Raw genomic sequence first — 18,147 nt, 5'->3', positions numbered from 1 at the left:
CATGACCGCCGCTGAAACTTCTGCCCCGGCGTTGAAGGAAATCTTCAACGCCGAGCGCCTCAAGCACATCGCCACCGAAATGACCGCGGTTTACCCGGCATTCAATGCCAAGGCCTTTGTGAAAAAGGCCAATGAAGGCCTTGCCGAGTTGTCGATCATGCAGCGCATGGCGCGGGTCAGCGAATGCCTGCACGCGGTACTACCGTTGGGTTATGACGAATCCCTCGACGTGCTGCGCGCCCTCGCCCCTCGGCTGAACAGTGGTTTTGTCAGCATCTCGTTGCCGCATTACGTGGCGATGTATGGCGCTCATGACTTTGAGCAGTCGATGGAGGCACTCAAGTACTTCACGGCGTTTGGCTCATCGGAGTTTGCGATCCGGCATTTTCTGCGCAGCGATCTTGAACGCTCATTGGCGCTGATGCAGGTGTGGTCGCTGGATGAAAATGAACACGTGCGCAGGCTGGCCAGCGAAGGCAGCCGACCGCGTTTACCGTGGTCGTTTCGCCTGGAACAGATTCAGGCTGATCCGAGCCTGGCGGCGGCGATCCTCGACAACCTCAAGGCTGATGAAAGCCTGTACGTGCGCAAATCCGTGGCCAATCACCTCAATGACATCACCAAGGATCATCCTGACTGGGTGCTGGATTTGATCGAGGGCTGGTCGCTGGAGAACCGGCACACGGCGTGGATTGCCAAGCATGCGCTGCGCAGTTTGATCAAACAGGGTAATCAGCGGGCGTTGGGGATTATTGGGGCTGGCGGCAAACCCGAAGTCGAGATGATTGGCGTGAAGGTTGAGCCGGCGGTGATTCGGCTGGGGGAAAAATCACCTTGTCGTTCACCGTGAAGTCCACCGTGCCGGAGAGTCAGCGGCTGGTGATCGACTATGCGATTGATTACGTCAAGGCCAATGGCAGCACCTCGGCGAAGGTGTTCAAGCTCAAAGCCCTCACCCTGTCCGGCCACGCGAGCGAATTCGTCAGCCGTGGGCAGCAGATCAAGGAGCTGACCACGCGCCGGCACTACGCCGGCAAGCATGTCGTGCACATCATGGTGAATGGCGAACGCCTGGCTGGCACTTCGTTTGAAATACGCCCTTAACCGCAGGCGCAAGGCTTGCTCGCGATAAACGATGACGCAATGCGCCAGACCTGACGCCATCGCGAGCAGGCTCGCTCCCACAGGGATTTGCAATTACAGGGGATTGGGGCCTAGCAGCAGGCCCTGCTCGCGCTCACACAACTCCACCACGTAATCCCACAACACCCGCAGCCGCACCGACTTGTGCAACTCCCGCCGCGTACTGATCCAGTAGCTGCGCTGGATGCTCTCATCCGGCAGCAACGGCACAAGTTGCGAATCGGCGCTGGCCATGTAGCAGGGCAACACCGCAATGCCCAGCCCCGAGCGCGCCGCCTGGTGCTGGGCGATGACGCTGGTACTGTGGAATACCACCTGGGGGTTGCGGCAGAAGCTGTTGAGGAACATCAGTTCCTGGCTGAACAGCAAGTCGTCGACGTAGCCGATCCAGGCGTGCCGGCCGAGGTCTTCGCGGCTGCGCAGCAGTGGTGCCTTGTCGAGGTAGGCCTGGCTGGCGTAGAGCGCCAGGCGATAGTCGGTGAGTTTGCGAGTGACCAGCATGTCGGCGGCCGGGCGTTCCAGGTGAATGCTGATCTCGGCTTCGCGGTTGAGGATGCTGACGAAGCGCGGCACGGCGACCAATTCCACCTCCAGCCCCGGGTAGCGTTCGAACAGGCCGTTCATGCGACTGGCGAGAAACATGATGCCCAAGCCTTCGGTCACGCCGACGCGGATCTTGCCCAGTGGCGCAGTGGATTGGGTGATTTCTTCCTGGGCCAGCAGCGCGACGTTTTCCATGGCTTCGGCGTGTTTGAGCAACGCTTCGCCGGCCGGGGTCAGCTGATAGCCCTGGGCGTGCTGGACGAACAGCGCGGTGCCGAGGCTCTTTTCGATGGCCTCGATGTGTCGGGCCACGGTCGCGTGGGTGGTGTTCAAGCGGCGGGCGGCGGTAAGCAAGCGGCCGCTGCGCTGCAATTCAAGAAAAAACCGCAGGTCATTCCAATCGAACATGAATCTTCCTTGAGGCTACGCTGGTAGAAGCACTGTCTAAAAACGCACAGCGGCTGCGCAAAAACTAACATTCTTTATACGAAAGCTAGGGGGCATTCTCTATTAGTTTTCACGCCGCGTGCGCCTTGAAGCGGGCCAGGCAAGGCGTAGGCCGCTGGGAATGGTTGTTCCCTTTCCAAGGCCTGCAACGCAGCATGGCCCGCTTTAAGGCACAACCCGAAGGGCCGGGCCTGCTGTTGCGCAGGGCTGCGTTGCTCGAAGCTTATTTGGAATGCCCCTAAACCAGGATGAGCCACAACAAGAACAACAATACGAGGTAAGGAATGCAGACCTCCCTGGATGAATTCGATTACATCGTGGTCGGCGCCGGGCCGGCCGGGTGTTTGCTGGCCAATCGCTTGTCCGCCAACCCGCAATATCGGGTACTGCTGCTCGAAGCCGGCGGACGCGATAACTACCCGTGGATTCACATCCCGGTGGGTTACCTGTTCTGCATCGGCAACCCGCGTACCGATTGGTGCTTCAAGACTGAAGCGCAACCCGGCCTGCAAGGCCGTGCGCTTAGCTACCCACGGGGCAAAGTGCTCGGTGGCTGCTCCTCGATCAACGGCATGATCTACATGCGCGGCCAGGCCGGCGACTATGACGGCTGGGCGGCCGAGGGCAACCCGGGCTGGTCCTGGAAAGATGTATTCGCGCTGTTCAAACAAAGCGAAAACCACTTTGCCGGCGACTCGGAATTTCACGGCGCTGCCGGGGAATGGCGGGTCGAACGTCAGCGGCTGTCGTGGCCGATTCTCGATGCCTTTCGCAGCGCCGCCGAGCAAAGCGGCATCGCCAGTATCGATGACTTCAATCAGGGCGAGAACGAAGGTTGCGGTTACTTTCAGGTCAACCAGAAGGCCGGGATTCGCTGGAACGCGGCGAAGGCGTTTCTCAAGCCGATCCGTAACCGTGCCAATCTCACCGTGCTGACGGAGGTTGAAGTGGACCGCGTGCTGCTGGAAAACGGCCGCGCTTGGGCCGTGAGTGCACGCTGGCAAGGTCAGGCGAAAACCTTCAAGGCGCGCAAGGAAATCGTCCTGTGCGCCGGCTCCGTGGGTTCGCCAAGCATCCTGCAACGCTCCGGGATCGGTCCGCGTCCGCTGCTGCAACGTCTGGGGATCGGCGTGGCGCACGAACTGCCCGGGGTCGGCGACAACCTGCAGGATCACCTGCAACTGCGGCTGATTTACAAACTGGAAAACGCCCGCACTCTGAACCAGATCGCCGGCAGCGTGTGGGGCAAGATGGGCATGGGCCTGCGTTATCTGTATGACCGCAGCGGGCCGTTGTCCATGGCGCCGAGTCAGTTGGGGGCGTTTGCCCGTTCGGGGCCGGAGCAGACTTCAGCCAATCTTGAATACCACGTGCAGCCGCTGTCGCTGGAGCGTTTTGGCGAGCCGTTGCATGCGTTTCCTGCGTTCACGGCGTCGGTGTGTGATTTGCGGCCGCAAAGCCGTGGCCGCATTGAAATTCGCAGCGCCAATCCGCAGGAAGCGCCGCTGATTCAACCCAACTACCTGAGCCATCCCGAGGATTTGCGAGTCGCGGCAGATGCGATTCGCCTGACCCGCCGCATCGTCGCCGCGCCAGCCCTGCAAGCGTTCAAACCGGTGGAGTACTTGCCCGGCGACAGTTTGCAGAGTGAGGCAGAACTGCATGAAGCGGCTGCGCGGATTGGTACAACGATTTTTCATCCTGTGGGCACTTGCCGCATGGGCAATGACACACACGCCGTGGTCGACGCGCAACTCAAGGTCCACGGCATCCCCGGCCTGCGCGTCGCCGATGCCTCGATCATGCCGCGCATCACCTCGGGCAATACCTGTTCGCCTACGCTAATGATTGCCGAGAAGGCTGCGCAGTTGATTCTTAACCCAAGCACAAGGAACGTCACCGAGCAAAAGGAACTGGCCACCCACACCTGAAATCACAGCTGTACACGATCAACGTAGGAGCTGCCGAAGGCTGCGATCCTTTGATCCTTGCGTCGGTTCAGGCGCCGAAGAATCAAGATCAAAAGATCGCAGCCTTCGGCAGTTCCTACAGAGAACGTGTGCGGCACAAATATCGCGGTTGTACACGACCCCCTAGGCGTTGGGGGATAACCAAAAAATCGATGCAGGTAGCGTCGAATTGACAGTAGCGGCGCCAGCCCACAAGGCCGGCGCCGACAGTGGAACAACAAAAACAATCACTGTGAGGGATACCGATATGTCAGAACACGTTCAGCCTCTGGAAGCCACGCGCAGCGCGGGCACCAGCAGCGGCACCCAGAAAGTCATCTTCGCCTCGTCCCTGGGGACGGTGTTCGAGTGGTATGACTTTTTCCTCTACGGCGCCCTCGCGGCGGTGATCAGCAAGCAGTTCTTTGCCGGGGTCAACGACACCACGGCGTTCATCTTCGCGCTGATGGCGTTTGCCGCCGGCTTCATCGTGCGGCCGTTCGGCGCGCTGGTGTTCGGTCGATTGGGGGACATGATCGGGCGCAAATACACCTTCCTCGCAACCATCATCCTCATGGGCCTGGCGACATTCTGTGTCGGGTTGCTGCCGACCTACGCCAGCATCGGCATCGCCGCGCCAATCATTCTGGTGCTGCTGCGCATGCTCCAGGGCCTGGCCCTCGGCGGCGAGTACGGCGGTGCGGCGACTTACGTCGCAGAACATGCGCCGATAGGCAAACGCGGTTTCCACACCAGCTGGATTCAGTCCACGGCCACCCTCGGCCTGTTGCTGTCGCTGCTGGTGGTACTCGGGTGCCGTTACTTCACCGGCGACCAGTTTGAAGTCTGGGGCTGGCGGATTCCGTTCCTGTTTTCCATCGTGCTGCTGGGTATCTCGACCTGGATACGCCTGAGCCTGCACGAGTCACCGGCCTTCGTGAAAATGAAAGAAGAAGGCAAGCTCTGCAAGCAACCACTGCGCGACTCCTTCGGTAAATGGGAGAACCTCAAAGTCGTACTGATCGCGTTGTTCAGCATCAACGCCGGGCAAGCCGTGACCTTTTACGCTGCGCAGTTCTACGTGCTCTTCTTCCTCACCCAGTTCCTGAAGATGGACCCGGCGCTGGCCAACAGTTTGCTGATTGTCAGCGTGATTATCGGTGCGCCGTTCTTTATCTTTTTCGGCTGGCTCTCGGACAAGGTCGGCCGCAAGCCGGTGCTGATGATTGGCCTGTTACTGGCCACCGCGCTGTACTTCCCGATCTTCAAGACCCTGGCCCACTACGCCAACCCGGCCATCGACCAGGCCAGCCGTCAGGCACCGATCACCGTACTGGCCGACCCGGCCACTTGCACCTTCCAGTTCGACCCGGTGGGCAAGGCGAAATTTGATAGCCCCTGCGACAAGGTCAAAACCTTTCTGGTCAAGCAGGGCCTGCCCTACACCAGTGCGGCGGCCCCGGCAGGCAGCGGCGTGCAGGTCAGCGTCGGTGACGTGAAAATCGATGGCTACGACGAAGCGGCCCTGCGTGGGGCGGTGACGCTGGCGGGTTATCCGTCGCAAGCCGACACCCAGCAGATCAACAAACCGATGATCGTGGCGCTGATTGTCGCGCTGATCATCATCTCCGCCATGTGCTACGGCCCGCTGGCGGCGCTGATGGTCGAACTGTTCCCGACGCGCATCCGCTACACCTCGATGTCCCTGCCCTACCACATCGGTAATGGCTGGTTCGGCGGGTTCCTGCCGACGGTGTCGTTTGCGTTGGTGGTGTACACCGGAGACATCTTCTATGGGCTCTGGTACCCGGTGGTGATTACCGGGGTGAGCCTGATTGTCGGGCTGATTTGTTTGCGCGAGACGAAGAACGTGGATCTGGATACCAACTGATGTAGCAGCTGCCGAGCCCGCGAGGCTGCGTCCGGCTGCGAAGCAGTCGTGAAATCAGGCGACGTGGTGTTTCAGGAAGACCGTGTGCTGAGGTTTTACGACTGCTTCGCAGCCGGACGCAGCCTCGCGGGCTCGGCAGCTGCTACAGATCGCGTATTTCCTGAGTTATCACCCTTGCCACAGGTAAAGTGTTCGTCCTGCAATGCGTTTCCCTTAAGACCGACGAACACTACAGCCCCGCCACTCCACAGACCGAGGCACCATGATCATTTCATCTGCATCTGACTATCGCGAGGCGGCACGTCGCAAACTTCCCCGATTCCTGTTTGATTACATCGATGGTGGCGCTTATGCCGAGCATACGCTGCGAGCCAATAGCGCCGACCTTGCGGATATCAAGCTTCGTCAACGGATTCTGAAAAACGTCGAAACCCTGAGCCTTGAAACCACCCTATTCAATCAACCCCTTTCGATGCCGATCATCCTGGCACCGGTAGGCCTGACTGGGATGTTTGCCCGCCGGGGTGAAGTGCAAGCGGTCAAAGCGGCGCAGAACAAGGGAATTGCGCTGTGCCTGTCGACGGTGTCGGTGTGTTCGATCGAAGAAGTGACGGCACACAGCCAACAATCGATCTGGTTTCAGCTGTACGTGTTGAAAGACCGTGGCTTCATGAAGAACGCACTGGAACGGGCGAAGGCCGCCGGTGTGAAGAACCTGGTGTTTACTGTCGATATGCCCACGCCTGGCGCCCGCTACCGGGACGCACACTCCGGCATGTCCGGCCCTTTCGCCTCTTCCAGGCGGATTTTGCAGGCGATGACCCGGCCCGACTGGGCATTCAACGTCGGGGTCATGGGGCGCCCGCACGACCTCGGCAATATCTCGAAGTACCTCGGCAAAGCCGTAACGCTCGAAGACTACATGGGCTGGCTGGCCAATAACTTCGACTCTTCGATCAGTTGGAGCGATCTGGAGTGGATACGTGAGTACTGGGAAGGCCCGATGATCATCAAGGGCATTCTCGACCCGCAAGATGCCAGGGACGCGGTCAGTTTTGGCGCCGACGGCATCGTGGTGTCGAACCACGGCGGGCGGCAACTGGACGGCGTGCTCTCGACCACCAAGGCGTTGCCGCCGATCATGCAAGCGGTGGGCAACGACCTGACCGTGCTGGTCGACTCGGGCATCCGCTCGGGGCTGGATGTCGTGCGGATGCTGGCGCTGGGCGCAAAAGGCGTATTACTGGGGCGTTCCATGGCTTACGCACTGGCGGCCGATGGTCAACGCGGGGTGGAAAACATGCTGGATATTTTCGCCAGGGAAATGCGCGTAGCCATGACGTTGACCGGGGTGACTTCGATCAGTCAAATCAATGAATCAACATTGGTCGGCGCGCTGCGATAAGCGGATCACTCAGCCTGGGATCAAGCCCTTCGGCGAAGGGGCTTGCCTAATGCTTGACCTGTGGGAGCGGGCTTGCTCGCGAAGGCGTTGTGTCAGTCGACATAACCGCTGAATGACACACCGCTTTCGCGAGCAAGCCCACTCCCACCAGGAGTCAGGTCGAGCCCCTCACCACCGTCACTCGTAATTTTCGAGGATCTCGAACGTCACTTGATCGGGATAGAACGCCACGTGGTCGCGAATCTGCTCGACCGACACCTTGGGGTTCTCATAACTCCACACCGCATTGGCGCCTTCATGCCCGGGATTTGCAGGCTGAAATAGCTGGCATCGCCCTTGTAAGGGCAATAGCTGGTGTGGTCGGTGCGGGCAAAGTACTTTTCGTCAATGTCTTCGCGCGGGACGTAATATACCGGCGGATAGTTGGCCTCCAACAGCACCAGCGACCGGGCGGACGCGGCCACCTGTATACCGTGAAACTTCACCAACAGGCAGCCGGGCTGCTCGGCGATGGTGATGACAGGACTGGGACCGGAGCTTTTCATGGAATACGTTCCTCATGACGCTGATGAACCTGTAGGAGCAAGGCTTGAAGTCGGGCACACCGCGTTTTCGTTCATCGCGAGCAAGCTTTGCGCCTACAGGCTGGGCTGCGAAGTAGCCGCAAAACCTGAGACCACGACTGTCAGGTATAACCCAAGTTTGGAGTTTGCGACTGCTTCGCAGCCGAACGGAACCACAAAGTCAAAAGATCGTCCGCCTGCGGCAGCTCCTACAAGGGACGAGTGCAGCACAAACATCACGGTTTCACACGGTCAATGTAGGAGCTGGCGAAGCCTGCGATCTTTTGATCTTTACCTTCCTTCAGATCAAGCGACGATATCGGTCGCCAACGCCTGCCCTACTGTCCCCACCGCAAAATCCACCGCCCCGTGCCCGGTCAAATCCACCAGCAAACTGGTCTGGTTGGTCTGCGAAAAGTACGTGAGGATCGCATCGCCGGCGTGCCCGGTAAAACCGCTGACGAAGTTCAGCGTCGCATTGCCCGAGGCAAATTCGGCAATGCCAGACAGGTCGATCTTGTCCTGGCCGCTGGTGAAATCCATGATCCAGTCCGGCGCGGTCATGGTCGAGTCGTTGGCGGCGCCAAACACAAAGGTGTCCGACCCGGCCCCGCCCCACAACGAATCACCGCCACCGCCACCGTAGATGATGTCGTTGCCGGCCCCGCCTTCAAGGATGTTCGCCACCGCGTTACCGATCAGCAGGTCATTGCCCGAACCGCCAATGGCGTTTTCCAGGGTCACGCCGTGCGCGATGGACACGTTGCCGACCAGACCGCCCACGTCGGAGAACGAGCCTTCGTTGAGGTTGATCTTCTGGTTCTGGCTGAAACCGGAGAAGTCCAGGGTGTCATTACCACCGCCGTCCCACACCGAAAACACCACCTTCGATGTGGCCGAGGTAGCGCTGTAGAAGTCCCGCTCGGCGTTGGAGTTGAAGCCGTAGACCGTGTCGCTGGCGCGGGTTTCCAGGTTGGCGCCGTAGAGTTTCTGCACCGCCACGATGTCGTCCAGCAACGGTGCCGAGGCATAGGCGCCACTGCCGTCCTTACTGAAGTTCTGGTGCGTATTGCTTTCGCTCCAGTAGCTCATGAGGCTGTAGCCACGAGTGTCCTGAGCGTAAGTCACGTCGTTATAGGTCGGGTTGCCGTTGCCCGCGTTGTAGGCGCCCGGGTGCGACAGGCCCAGTGTGTGGCCGATTTCGTGGGTCAGGGTCTGGCGCCCGTAGTTGTTGGTGTCCGGGGTTTTGTTGACCTGGTATTGGTCGTTGATCATGTACCAGGACTGGCCATCGTACTGGCTGCCTTGGGGCAAATAGGCGAACGCCGCGCCACCGGTGTTGTTGCTGTAGTTGCCGAAGGTCATGTGACCGTCGCCGCCGGCGCCTTCGCTGAAGGTGACGTTGGCCACATCCGACCAGGATTGCATCGCCAGCACCGCCTGGGCTTTTTGCTGGGCGCTGAATTCGCCGAACGTGCCGAGGGCCGGGTTGTAGTTCGCCGGCTTCGACGTCAGGAAGGTGTAACTGAGGTCGATCTTGCCGTCGTTGTTCTGGTCATGCCAGGACGCCCCTTTACGCAAGATCTGGTCGGCGGCCTGATCAGCGGTGAACGAGGGTTTGCCGTTGACCAAAACGCTGCCGCCACGGTCGTACAGGTGGCTGAAAGTGTCGACTGTCGAGTAGGCGTCACTGGCCCGGGATTTTGCTTGAGACATTGCTTACGTCCTTGTTTAAAAGTAGTCAGTTTCCGACAGACCACGGCGATCCCTTGGCGAGATCGTCCTGTCACTCGCCCTTTGCAGGCGCGGTGAAACTGACACAGCTTGGAACGTGGCGCTAATCAATTTCTCGATACCTGGCTGGGTCAGCCATCCGTGGATCGCGTCACCGCCTCCCAGGCGTCGATCTCCTGCGCCATGCTCGTCAACCGCTCGCGCACCCGTTGCAGCGCATCGCTGCCCAGCAACAAATGCGCCGGTGGTGCATCGCTGGCGATCAAGGCCAGCATGGCTCGGGCGGCTTTGACCGGATCGCCCAACTGCTTGCCACTGTTGTTCTGGCGTGCCGTTCGGATCGGGTCGAACGAGGCGTCATAGTCAGCGATACTGCGCTCGGAGCGACGCATCGAACGCCCGGCCCAGTCGGTGCGAAACGATCCTGGCGCCACCGCCGTGACGGCGATCCCGAAAGGTTTGAGTTCCTTGCCCAGGGTGTCGGAGATCCCTTCCAGGGCGAACTTGCTGGCGCAGTAATAAGCGATGCCGGGCATGGTGATAAAGCCGCCCATGGACGTGATGTTGATGATGTGCCCGGCCCTGCGCTGGCGGAAAAACGGCACAAACGCTTTGGTGACGGCCACTGCACCAAACACATTGACGTCGAACTGCTGGCGCATCTCTTCCAGCGCCGACTCCTCGAAAATGCCCTCGTGGCCGTAACCGGCGTTGTTGACCAATACATCCACCGGCCCGAGGTTTTTTTCGACTTCCGCGACGACAGCATCGATGGCTTCAAAATCAGTGACATCCAGGCACCGACCGAACGCATTCCTTGAGGCGTGTTGTTCGAATTCGGCGCGGGCCACTTCGCTGCGCATGGTGCCGATTACGCGGTGCCCCGCCGCCAGTGCTTCGTTGGCCAGCGCCTTGCCGAAGCCGCTGCTGACGCCGGTTATGAAGAGAGTCTTTCTTGCAGTCATGATCAGTTCCACCCGGTTTTTTGCTGCCACATCACGCGGCAGTCAAGCTGGCGGCCATGCTAAGAGCGCATCATCCCTGAATGAACGTCCATAACTGTGAATCTTTTGCCTGATCCTCTGAGTCGATTGATTTGCGGCGCGAGCGGGTTCACATTCAGACCCCGTGTTATCACGCGAGAAGATCAGTTGAGCCATTCAGGTGTTGATCAAAACCATTGCCCGTCACAGATGATTGCGCTGCTGACGAAGCTCGCACCGGCCGAGGGTTACAACCTCACGGCACTCCCTGGCGTGCGTTTGCTGCGCTCCAACCGTGCGCTGGAGCGCACGCCGGTGCTCTACGATCCGGGCATCGTCATCGTCTGTCAGGGGCGCAAGCGCGGGTATTGGGGCGACGCGACTTACCTCTACGATGCCCGACACTATCTGGCGGTGGCCGTGCCCGTGCCGTTCACCATGGAAACCGATGCCAGCGCCGAAGAGCCACTGCTGGCGATCTACCTTCATCTGGACTTCAACCTCGCCGCCGACTTAATGCTGCAACTCAACGACGAACCCACCGTCGAGCCCAAGGGCATGTATGCCTCGCCGATGGAGCCGCGCTTGAGCCAATCCGTCCTGCGCTTGCTGGAAGCTCTCGAATCGCCGCTGGACGCCCGTATTCTTGGGCCATCACTGCTGCGGGAAATCTATTACCGGATTCTCACCGGTGCTCAAGGTGGATCGATGTGCGCAGCCCTCACAGCTCGAGGTCGCTTCGGCCGAGTGTCCCAAGCCCTGCGAAAAATCCACGACAGCCTCGGTGAACGGTTGGACGTCGAACAACTGGCCTTGGAAGCAAACATGAGCGTGCCGACCTTTCACGCGCATTTCAAAGCCATCACCCACACCTCGCCGATGCAGTACCTGAAATCGACACGCCTGCATCAGGCTCGCCTGTTGATGGTACGCAACGGCTACAGCGTGGCGGTGGCGGCGTCTGAAGTCGGTTATGAAAGTGGCTCACAGTTCAGTCGCGAGTTCAAAAGACTGTTCGGTCGTACGCCCACCGATGAAGTGGCGCGGATGAAGGGCGCATTTGCCCTGCCGCCGCCGATGGAGGATTCAGTGTTTGTGTCGTCACATTGAGCGATGCGGCCACTCCCCTTGTGGGAGCGAGCCTGCTCGCAAAGAGGCCGGCATATTCACCCTCGAGGTCGCCAGACATATCGCCATCGCGAGCAGGCTCGCTCCCACAGTTGTGCTGTGGTGAACCGGGCATCAGTGTACGACCGCGATCCCCTGTGGGAGCGAGCCTGCTCGCGATGGCGGTGTATCAGGCAGCATCTTTTGACTGAAAGACGGCCTCGACATCAGCGCGTAAACGGCATGTGAGCCACAAAAACTCGATAAACACCCGCAGCTTCGGCGGCACCTGCCGGCCGGAGGGCCAGAGCAGATTGAACTGGCCCGTCTCCCAGGTGAAATCCTCAAGCACCTCCACCAGTCGGCCATCGGCCAATGCTTCGCGGACCACAAAATCGGCGGCATAGGTGAGGCCGAGCCCCTGCACAGCAAGGTCCATACGCCCTTCCACCGAGTTGCAAATCATCGAACGTGGCGCCTCCAGTTCAACCGGCTGATCGTCCCGGTTGAACAGCCACGACTGCAACTTGCCGGACTTGGGGAAGCGGAAATGAATGCAGGCGTGTTGGTGCAAGTCTTCGGGTTGTTTCGGGACGCCTCGGCGGGCCAGGTAAGACGGCGATCCGACCGCCAGCATCCGGTAAGTGCCCAATGGCCGCGCTGATAACCCGGAGTCTTTAGGCACGCCGCTGCGGATAACCGCATCAAAGCCCTCGGTGATGACATCCGTCAGGCGATCGGTGAACTCCAGGTCCAGCTGAATATCCGGATAGCGCGACTGGAACTCGCCGAAGATCGACACAAAGGGCTTGGCAATCATCGGCAGGCTGATGCGCAGCGACCCCTGGGGCAGCGAAACATTCTGCGAAAGTTCTTCGCCGGCCACTTCCAGCTCCGCCAGTACCCGCCGGCAACGCTCGACGAACTGCGTGCCTTCAGCCGTCAGCGTGATGCTGCGGGTGCTGCGATGAAACAGCCGCACACCAAACCTGGCCTCCAGCCGCGCAATGCTTTTGCTCACCGCCGAGGCCGAGATGCCCAAGGCCCTGGCGGCACCGACAAAACTGCGGGCTTCGGCCGCGGCGACAAATACGCCGATGGCATTCAGACTTTCCATGACGCCTCCATTGGTGACTCCAGAGTCCATTCTAAACAGAACTACGGCCTATTTTTCCGCTAATTATCCCGGACTAAGGTGGGCGCTCGCTCATCTTCAAGGGTTCTGCTCAATGAATATTTTCCTGACCGGCGCCAACGGCTTCGTTGGCGGCAGCGTCGCCCATCGGCTGATGGCTGACGGGCACTCGATTCGTGGACTGGTTCGCGACCCACAGAAAGCCTTACAGCTCAAAGCGCGGGGCATCACGCCGGTGCTCGGCAGCCTGGATGACCACGAGTTGCTGATGGCCGAAGCACGCCGGGCCGATGCAGTGATCGATGCCGCCAACAGCGACCATGCCGGCGCGGTCGAATCGTTCATCGAAGCGTTGCAAGGCACCGACAAACTGCTGATCCACACCAGCGGCTCAAGTATCATCGGCGATGACGCCAAAGGCGATTACTTGACCGGACATATTTTCGACGAAGACACACCCTTCATCGTCGATCCGCTGAAGCAGCCGCGCTACAACATCGACCTGCGCCTGATGAAAGCCGCCAGCGAAGGCATTCGCACCGTGGTGATTTGCCCAAGCAACATCTACGGCGTCGGCCATGGCCTGACCGATCACAGCTTCCAGCTGCCGTTCCTGATGGCCCGGGCCCGGGAAACCGGGGTACTGCGGATTATCGGCAAAGGGGTCAATTGCTGGTCCAACGTGCACATCGACGATTTGACCGAGTTGTACGTGCTGGCCCTGGAGAAAGCCCCCGCCGGTGCGTTCTACTTCGCCGAAAACGGCGAAGCATCCTTTGCCGACATGGGGCCGGCCCTTGCCGAACGTATGGAGCTGGGCCCGATGGCGTCATGGTCAGTGGTGGAAGCGTCGCAGCACTGGGACCCGATGCACGTGCATTTCACCTTCGGCACCAATAGCCGGGTGATTGCCAAGCGTGCACGGGCGCAACTGGGTTGGACGCCGCGTCATGCCTCGATTCTCGACTGGATCAAGACCGGGATGCCGCTATGAACGGGCAACGTGTATGGCTGATTACCGGCGCCGCCAGCGGCTTGGGCGCAGGCATCGCCAAGGCAGCGCTGGCCAACGGCGACGCGGTCATCGCAACGGATCTTGACCTGTCGCGCCTGGAAACCCTGTATGGCGACCGCGCGCTGAATGCCGTCCTCGATATCCGTGATTTCCCCCAGGCCGAAGCGGTGGTTGAAGCGGCGATCGAGCGCTTCGAGCACATCGACGTGCTGGTCAACAACGCCGGTTACGGCCAGTTCGGGCCTTTCGAAGAGGTCGAGCCCCAGGCCATCGAGCGCCAGTTCGCGACCAATGTGTTCGGCACCTTCAACGTGACTCGCGCGGTGCTGCCGGTGATGCGCCGGCAGCGTTCCGGGCATGTGTTCAACATGTCTTCCAATGGCGGTTTCAAAGGGGTGCCGGGGGCGTCGATGTACTCGTCCAGCAAGTTTGCCATCGAAGGTTTTTCCGAAGCCCTGGCACTGGAAATTGCGCCGTTCGGGATCAAGCTCACGCTGCTTGAGCCTGGGGCATTTCGAACGGAGTTTCTGGACAGTCGTGTGCTGAAACTGGGCACACGGGCGCTGGAAGACTACGACGAACTGCGCGCGAAGACATTGGCGGTATTTGAAGCACGCAATCATCAGCAAGTCGGTGATCCGGATCGGCTCGGGCAGGTCGTGGTGGAATTGGCCGCCCTACCCCGGCCACCGCTGCGTTTTGTCGCGGGTGCCGATGCCGTGAACGTTGTCGACGACAAATTGCTGTTTGTGGCGGCAGAACTCAACCAGTGGCGCGACCTGTCCCTGTCCACCGACCTTTCTTGCCAATGAGGTTTTCTCATGAGTCATAACGACCTGGCTGCACGCATTGAATTGCTTGAAACCCGCGTTGCCCTGGAACGCCTGATCGCCGAATACGCCCTGGCCTTTGACGGTCGCGACGAACACCTGCTCCGAGGTATCTGGCACGACGGCGCACGCCTGGATCTGGGTGCAGCGTTCGGCAGTTATCAAGGCGTCGACGCGATCATCGAATCGGCCCACAGCAACTGGGCGACGATGCCCCACATGCATCACTGGATGGCCAACGCCGTAATCGCTATCGACGGAGAAACCGCCACCGGGCGGGTTGCGGTGGACTGTCTGTGTACTCATGTCGAAATGGGACAGGTGCAGATCAGTGGCCTGTATCACGATCGATTCGAACGGCGCGGCGACCGCTGGGCGTTCACCGAGCGCCGGTTCGAGCTGCATTTCCTGACGCCGCTGGCGGGCTGGAAAGCGCTCGCAGGTTCGGAAGCCTCGGTCTAAGGTCTCGTCATCATTGGCAACCTTTATCTGTATATCCATACAGATAAAGGTTGCTCCAATCGCAATCCCTGCGCATGCTGTCCACCTTCTTCAAACCGACCTGAACGATGGTGGTTATGCAGCTGTACCTCTGTGAAAAACCTTCCCAGGCCAAAGACATTGCAGCAGTGCTCGGCGCCAGGCGCCGGGGCGACGGTTGCTGGCTGGGAACGAACGTCACGGTGACCTGGTGCATCGGCCATCTGCTGGAAACCGCGCCGCCGGATGCCTATGACCCGCGTTACAAGCGCTGGGTGCTGGCGGACCTGCCGATCATCCCCGACAAATGGAAGATGACCGTCAAGCCGCGTACCGCCAGCCAGTACAAGGCGGTCAAACGCTTGCTTGGCGAGGCTACTGAACTGGTGATCGCCACGGATGCCGACCGTGAAGGCGAGATGATCGCCCGGGAACTGGTGGAGCATTGCCGCTATCGCGGACCGATCCGGCGGCTTTGGCTGTCGGCGCTGGACGATGCGTCGATCCGCAAGGCCCTGGCGGCGCTCAAGCCGGGGGTCGAGACCTTCAGCCTCTACCACTCGGCGCTGGGCCGCTCCGGGCCGACTGGCTGATCGGGATGAACATGAGTCGACTGTTCACGTTGCTGGGGCGGCAGTCCGGTTATCAAGGCGTGCTGCCGGTCGGTCGAGTGCAAACCCCGACCTTGCGGCTGGTGGTGGATCGGGATCGCAGCATTGCCGATTTTATCCCTGTCGCCTATTGGGCCATCGACGTGCAACTGCTGCACGAAGGCACCGCGTTCACCGCGCAATGGCGCGCAGCAGCAGACGTTTGCGACGATCAGGATCGCTGCCTGAATCAGGCTCTGGCGCAGCAAGCGGCAGCGGCGATGGGCAACGCGTCAAGCGCCCGGGTGATCAAGCTGCGGACCGAACGCATGCGCGAAATCGCTCCGTTGCCGTTCGATCTGGGCACCTTGCAGGAAGTCTGCTCGAAAAAACTCGGCCTCGGCGCCCAGGAAACCCTCGATATCGCCCAGGCGCTCTACGAAACCCACAAAGTCATCACCTACCCGCGCAGTGACTGCGGCTACCTGCCCCTGAGCCAGCACAGCGAAGCGCCGGACATTCTCGCCCGCTTGCACGCCTGAACGCCTTGAACGAGCATCTGGAGCCTCAGCGACGCTCCCGGGCCTGGAACGATGCCAAGGTCAGCGCTCACCACGGCATCATCCCCACAGCCGCGGCGAAGAACCTTGAGCGGCTGGCAGGCAAGCAACGGGCGGTTTACACGCTGATCCGCGCGCGTTATCTGGCGCAGTTCCTGCCCAATCATGAATACGACCGCACCCAGGCCGACTTCGACTGTGCTGGCGAAGCCCTGCGCGCCGTGGGCAAGCAGATCGTCGAACCTGGCTGGAAGCGTGCCCTGCCCGAGGCCCTCGCCCCGGCCAAGGGCCGTGAGGCACCCGCGCCACAAACCCTGCCGGTCCTGGCCGAAGGGCGCGATTGCGCGGTGGCCGAAGTCAAGCTCAAGGACCTCTGGACCCAACCGCCCAAGCCGTTCACCGAGGGCGACTTGATCAAGGCAATGAAAAACGTCGCTAAACTGGTGGAAGACCCGCTGCTCAAGCAAAAACTCAAGGACACCACCGGGATCGGCACCGAAGCGACCCGCGCCTCGATCATCCAGGGCCTGCTCGACCGGGGTTATCTGGTGAAGAACGGCAAGGCCCTGGCCGCAACGCCGGCCGCGTTCAGCCTGATCGACGCCGTGCCGCGGGCCATCGCCGACCCTGGCACCACCGCGATCTGGGAACAGGCGCTGGACATGGTGCAAAGTGGTGAAATGAGTCTGGAAACATTCGTCACCAAGCAGGCAGCCTGGATGAGCAAGCAGGTCGCTCGCTGCGCCGGCTTGAGCCTGACCATCAGCGGCCCGGCCAGCCCCGCCGGTAGCGGCGCAACGCCCTGGAAGAAGAAACGCAAGACCACCACGCGCAAGCCTGCAACCGCTGCCAAACGCGCCGCCAAACCGGCGAACAAAGCCTGAGGGCACTTCGACAAGCCACGGATGGTCTAGTGTTGCTCAAACCCGGCGATCGCCCTACTTTCTGAAAAGGCACCGACCATGATCATCGTCCACCACCTGAACAACTCCCGCTCCCAGCGCATCCTCTGGCTGCTGGAAGAACTGGCGATCCCCTACGAACTGAAGCTCTACCAGCGCGACCCGAAAACCAACCTCGCGCCGCCAGAGTTGAAAGCGATCAATGCCTTGGGCAAATCGCCGGTAATCGAGGATGGCTCGCAGAAGCTGATCGAGTCCGCCGCGATCATCGACTACCTGATTCGCCGTCACGGCCAGGGTCGCCTGCAACCTGATCCATCCATCGCCGCCTACGATCAATACGTGCAATGGCTGCACTTCGCCGAAGGCTCGGCGATGCTGCCGCTGATGCTGAATCTGTATGTCGGCAAGCTGGGTGAGGCCGGTGCACCATTGCATCCGCGGATCAATTCGGAAGTGGCCAACTACCTGAGCTACCTCGACACCGCCCTGAGCCAGTCCGATTACCTGCTGGGTGATGAATTCAGCGCCGCCGACATCCAGATGAGTTTCATCGGCGAAATCGCCAGGGCCCAGGGCAAGCTGCGCGACTACCCTCATGTAGCGGCCTGGATCGAGCGCTTCCAGGCGCGCCCGGCCTACATCACCGCCTTGAAAAAGGGTGGCAAGTACGACTTCGCGCCCCACTGAGTGAACTTGTGCGGTCCAGGGACGGCCCGCGACATCAGGAGCCATGCCATGCCTCATAGCTATAACGCGATCTGTAGCAGCTGGCGAAGCCTGCGTTCGGCTGCGAAGCAGTCGTGAAATCAGACACCGCAGTGTGTCAGGCAGAACTCGCCCTCAGGTTTTACGACTGCTTCGCAGCCG

At 60.4% G+C, this 18,147-nt stretch carries 12 protein-coding genes and 3 pseudogenes; 10 read left to right on the top strand and 5 right to left on the bottom strand.

The genetic code is table 11. The annotated features are described in order from the left end of the window. Position 1: 1 nt before the first annotated feature. A pseudogene (locus tag JFV26_RS25105) lies at positions 2-1,104 on the top strand (DNA alkylation repair protein). 93 nt (positions 1,105-1,197) lie between these two features. Here JFV26_RS25105 and JFV26_RS25100 read toward each other — a convergent pair. Then, the gene (locus JFV26_RS25100; RefSeq protein ID WP_201196175.1) at positions 1,198-2,094 is read right to left on the bottom strand and encodes a LysR family transcriptional regulator; all 897 of its coding nucleotides are present in this window, start codon (positions 2,092-2,094) and stop codon (positions 1,198-1,200) included. A 323-nt stretch (positions 2,095-2,417) separates the two neighbouring features. Here JFV26_RS25100 and JFV26_RS25095 point away from each other — a divergent pair, with 323 nt between their 5' ends. The 3 genes from JFV26_RS25095 to lldD all read left to right on the top strand — a co-directional run bounded on the left by JFV26_RS25095 (position 2,418) and on the right by lldD (position 7,378). After that, positions 2,418-4,064, top strand: coding sequence for a GMC family oxidoreductase (locus tag JFV26_RS25095; protein ID WP_201196174.1), 1,647 nt, complete (start codon positions 2,418-2,420; stop codon positions 4,062-4,064). Positions 4,065-4,350: 286 nt separating this feature from the next. Next, on the top strand, positions 4,351-5,973 hold the full coding sequence (locus JFV26_RS25090; RefSeq protein WP_201196172.1) for an MFS transporter: 1,623 nt from the start codon (positions 4,351-4,353) through the stop codon (positions 5,971-5,973). A gap of 262 nt (positions 5,974-6,235) precedes the next feature. Next, positions 6,236-7,378, top strand: a complete 1,143-nt coding sequence (gene lldD, locus JFV26_RS25085) for an FMN-dependent L-lactate dehydrogenase LldD (protein WP_201196170.1) — start codon at positions 6,236-6,238, stop codon at positions 7,376-7,378. Between the two features lie 177 nt (positions 7,379-7,555). On the opposite strand, the pseudogene JFV26_RS25080 reads toward lldD, so the two are convergent. The 3 genes and pseudogenes from JFV26_RS25080 to JFV26_RS25070 all read right to left on the bottom strand — a co-directional run bounded on the left by JFV26_RS25080 (position 7,556) and on the right by JFV26_RS25070 (position 10,640). Further along, positions 7,556-7,818: pseudogene (locus JFV26_RS25080) on the bottom strand (DUF427 domain-containing protein). A gap of 429 nt (positions 7,819-8,247) precedes the next feature. After that, positions 8,248-9,657 (bottom strand): serralysin family metalloprotease, encoded by a 1,410-nt coding sequence (locus JFV26_RS25075; RefSeq protein WP_201196168.1) that lies wholly within the window; start codon positions 9,655-9,657, stop codon positions 8,248-8,250. Between the two features lie 149 nt (positions 9,658-9,806). Beyond that, on the bottom strand, positions 9,807-10,640 hold the full coding sequence (locus JFV26_RS25070) for an oxidoreductase (RefSeq protein WP_201196166.1): 834 nt from the start codon (positions 10,638-10,640) through the stop codon (positions 9,807-9,809). A gap of 228 nt (positions 10,641-10,868) precedes the next feature. On the opposite strand from JFV26_RS25070, the gene JFV26_RS25065 reads away from it, so the two are divergent. After that, complete coding sequence (locus JFV26_RS25065) at positions 10,869-11,768, top strand: AraC family transcriptional regulator (protein ID WP_201196188.1); 900 nt, start codon at positions 10,869-10,871, stop codon at positions 11,766-11,768. 187 nt (positions 11,769-11,955) lie between these two features. On the opposite strand, the gene JFV26_RS25060 is transcribed toward JFV26_RS25065, so the two are convergent. Next, on the bottom strand, positions 11,956-12,882 hold the full coding sequence (locus JFV26_RS25060) for a LysR family transcriptional regulator (protein WP_201196164.1): 927 nt from the start codon (positions 12,880-12,882) through the stop codon (positions 11,956-11,958). Positions 12,883-12,994: 112 nt separating this feature from the next. Here JFV26_RS25060 and JFV26_RS25055 point away from each other — a divergent pair, with 112 nt between their 5' ends. The 5 genes and pseudogenes from JFV26_RS25055 (at position 12,995) to JFV26_RS25035 (ending at position 17,967) form a co-directional block, all read left to right on the top strand. Further along, positions 12,995-13,894, top strand: a complete 900-nt coding sequence (locus JFV26_RS25055) for an NAD-dependent epimerase/dehydratase family protein (RefSeq protein WP_201196162.1) — start codon at positions 12,995-12,997, stop codon at positions 13,892-13,894. Beyond that, positions 13,891-14,727 carry an SDR family NAD(P)-dependent oxidoreductase gene (locus JFV26_RS25050; RefSeq protein ID WP_201196160.1) on the top strand — a complete coding sequence of 279 codons (837 nt, stop codon included), beginning with the start codon at positions 13,891-13,893 and terminating at the stop codon, positions 14,725-14,727. The genes JFV26_RS25055 and JFV26_RS25050 overlap by 4 nt, the downstream gene beginning before the upstream one ends. Positions 14,728-14,736: 9 nt before the next feature. Next, on the top strand, positions 14,737-15,207 hold the full coding sequence (locus JFV26_RS25045; protein ID WP_201196158.1) for a nuclear transport factor 2 family protein: 471 nt from the start codon (positions 14,737-14,739) through the stop codon (positions 15,205-15,207). Between the two features lie 116 nt (positions 15,208-15,323). Then, positions 15,324-17,259, top strand: a pseudogene (locus JFV26_RS25040) (DNA topoisomerase III). 78 nt (positions 17,260-17,337) lie between these two features. After that, a complete protein-coding gene (locus tag JFV26_RS25035; protein WP_201196156.1) occupies positions 17,338-17,967 on the top strand; it encodes a glutathione S-transferase family protein in 630 nt (209 codons plus the stop codon). Positions 17,968-18,147: the final 180 nt, after the last annotated feature.

The organism is Pseudomonas sp. TH31 (assembly GCF_016650815.1).
GTDB lineage: Bacteria > Pseudomonadota > Gammaproteobacteria > Pseudomonadales > Pseudomonadaceae > Aquipseudomonas.
Note: the sequence above shows the minus strand (reverse complement) of the source record. Positions and strands in the feature narration are given on the sequence as shown.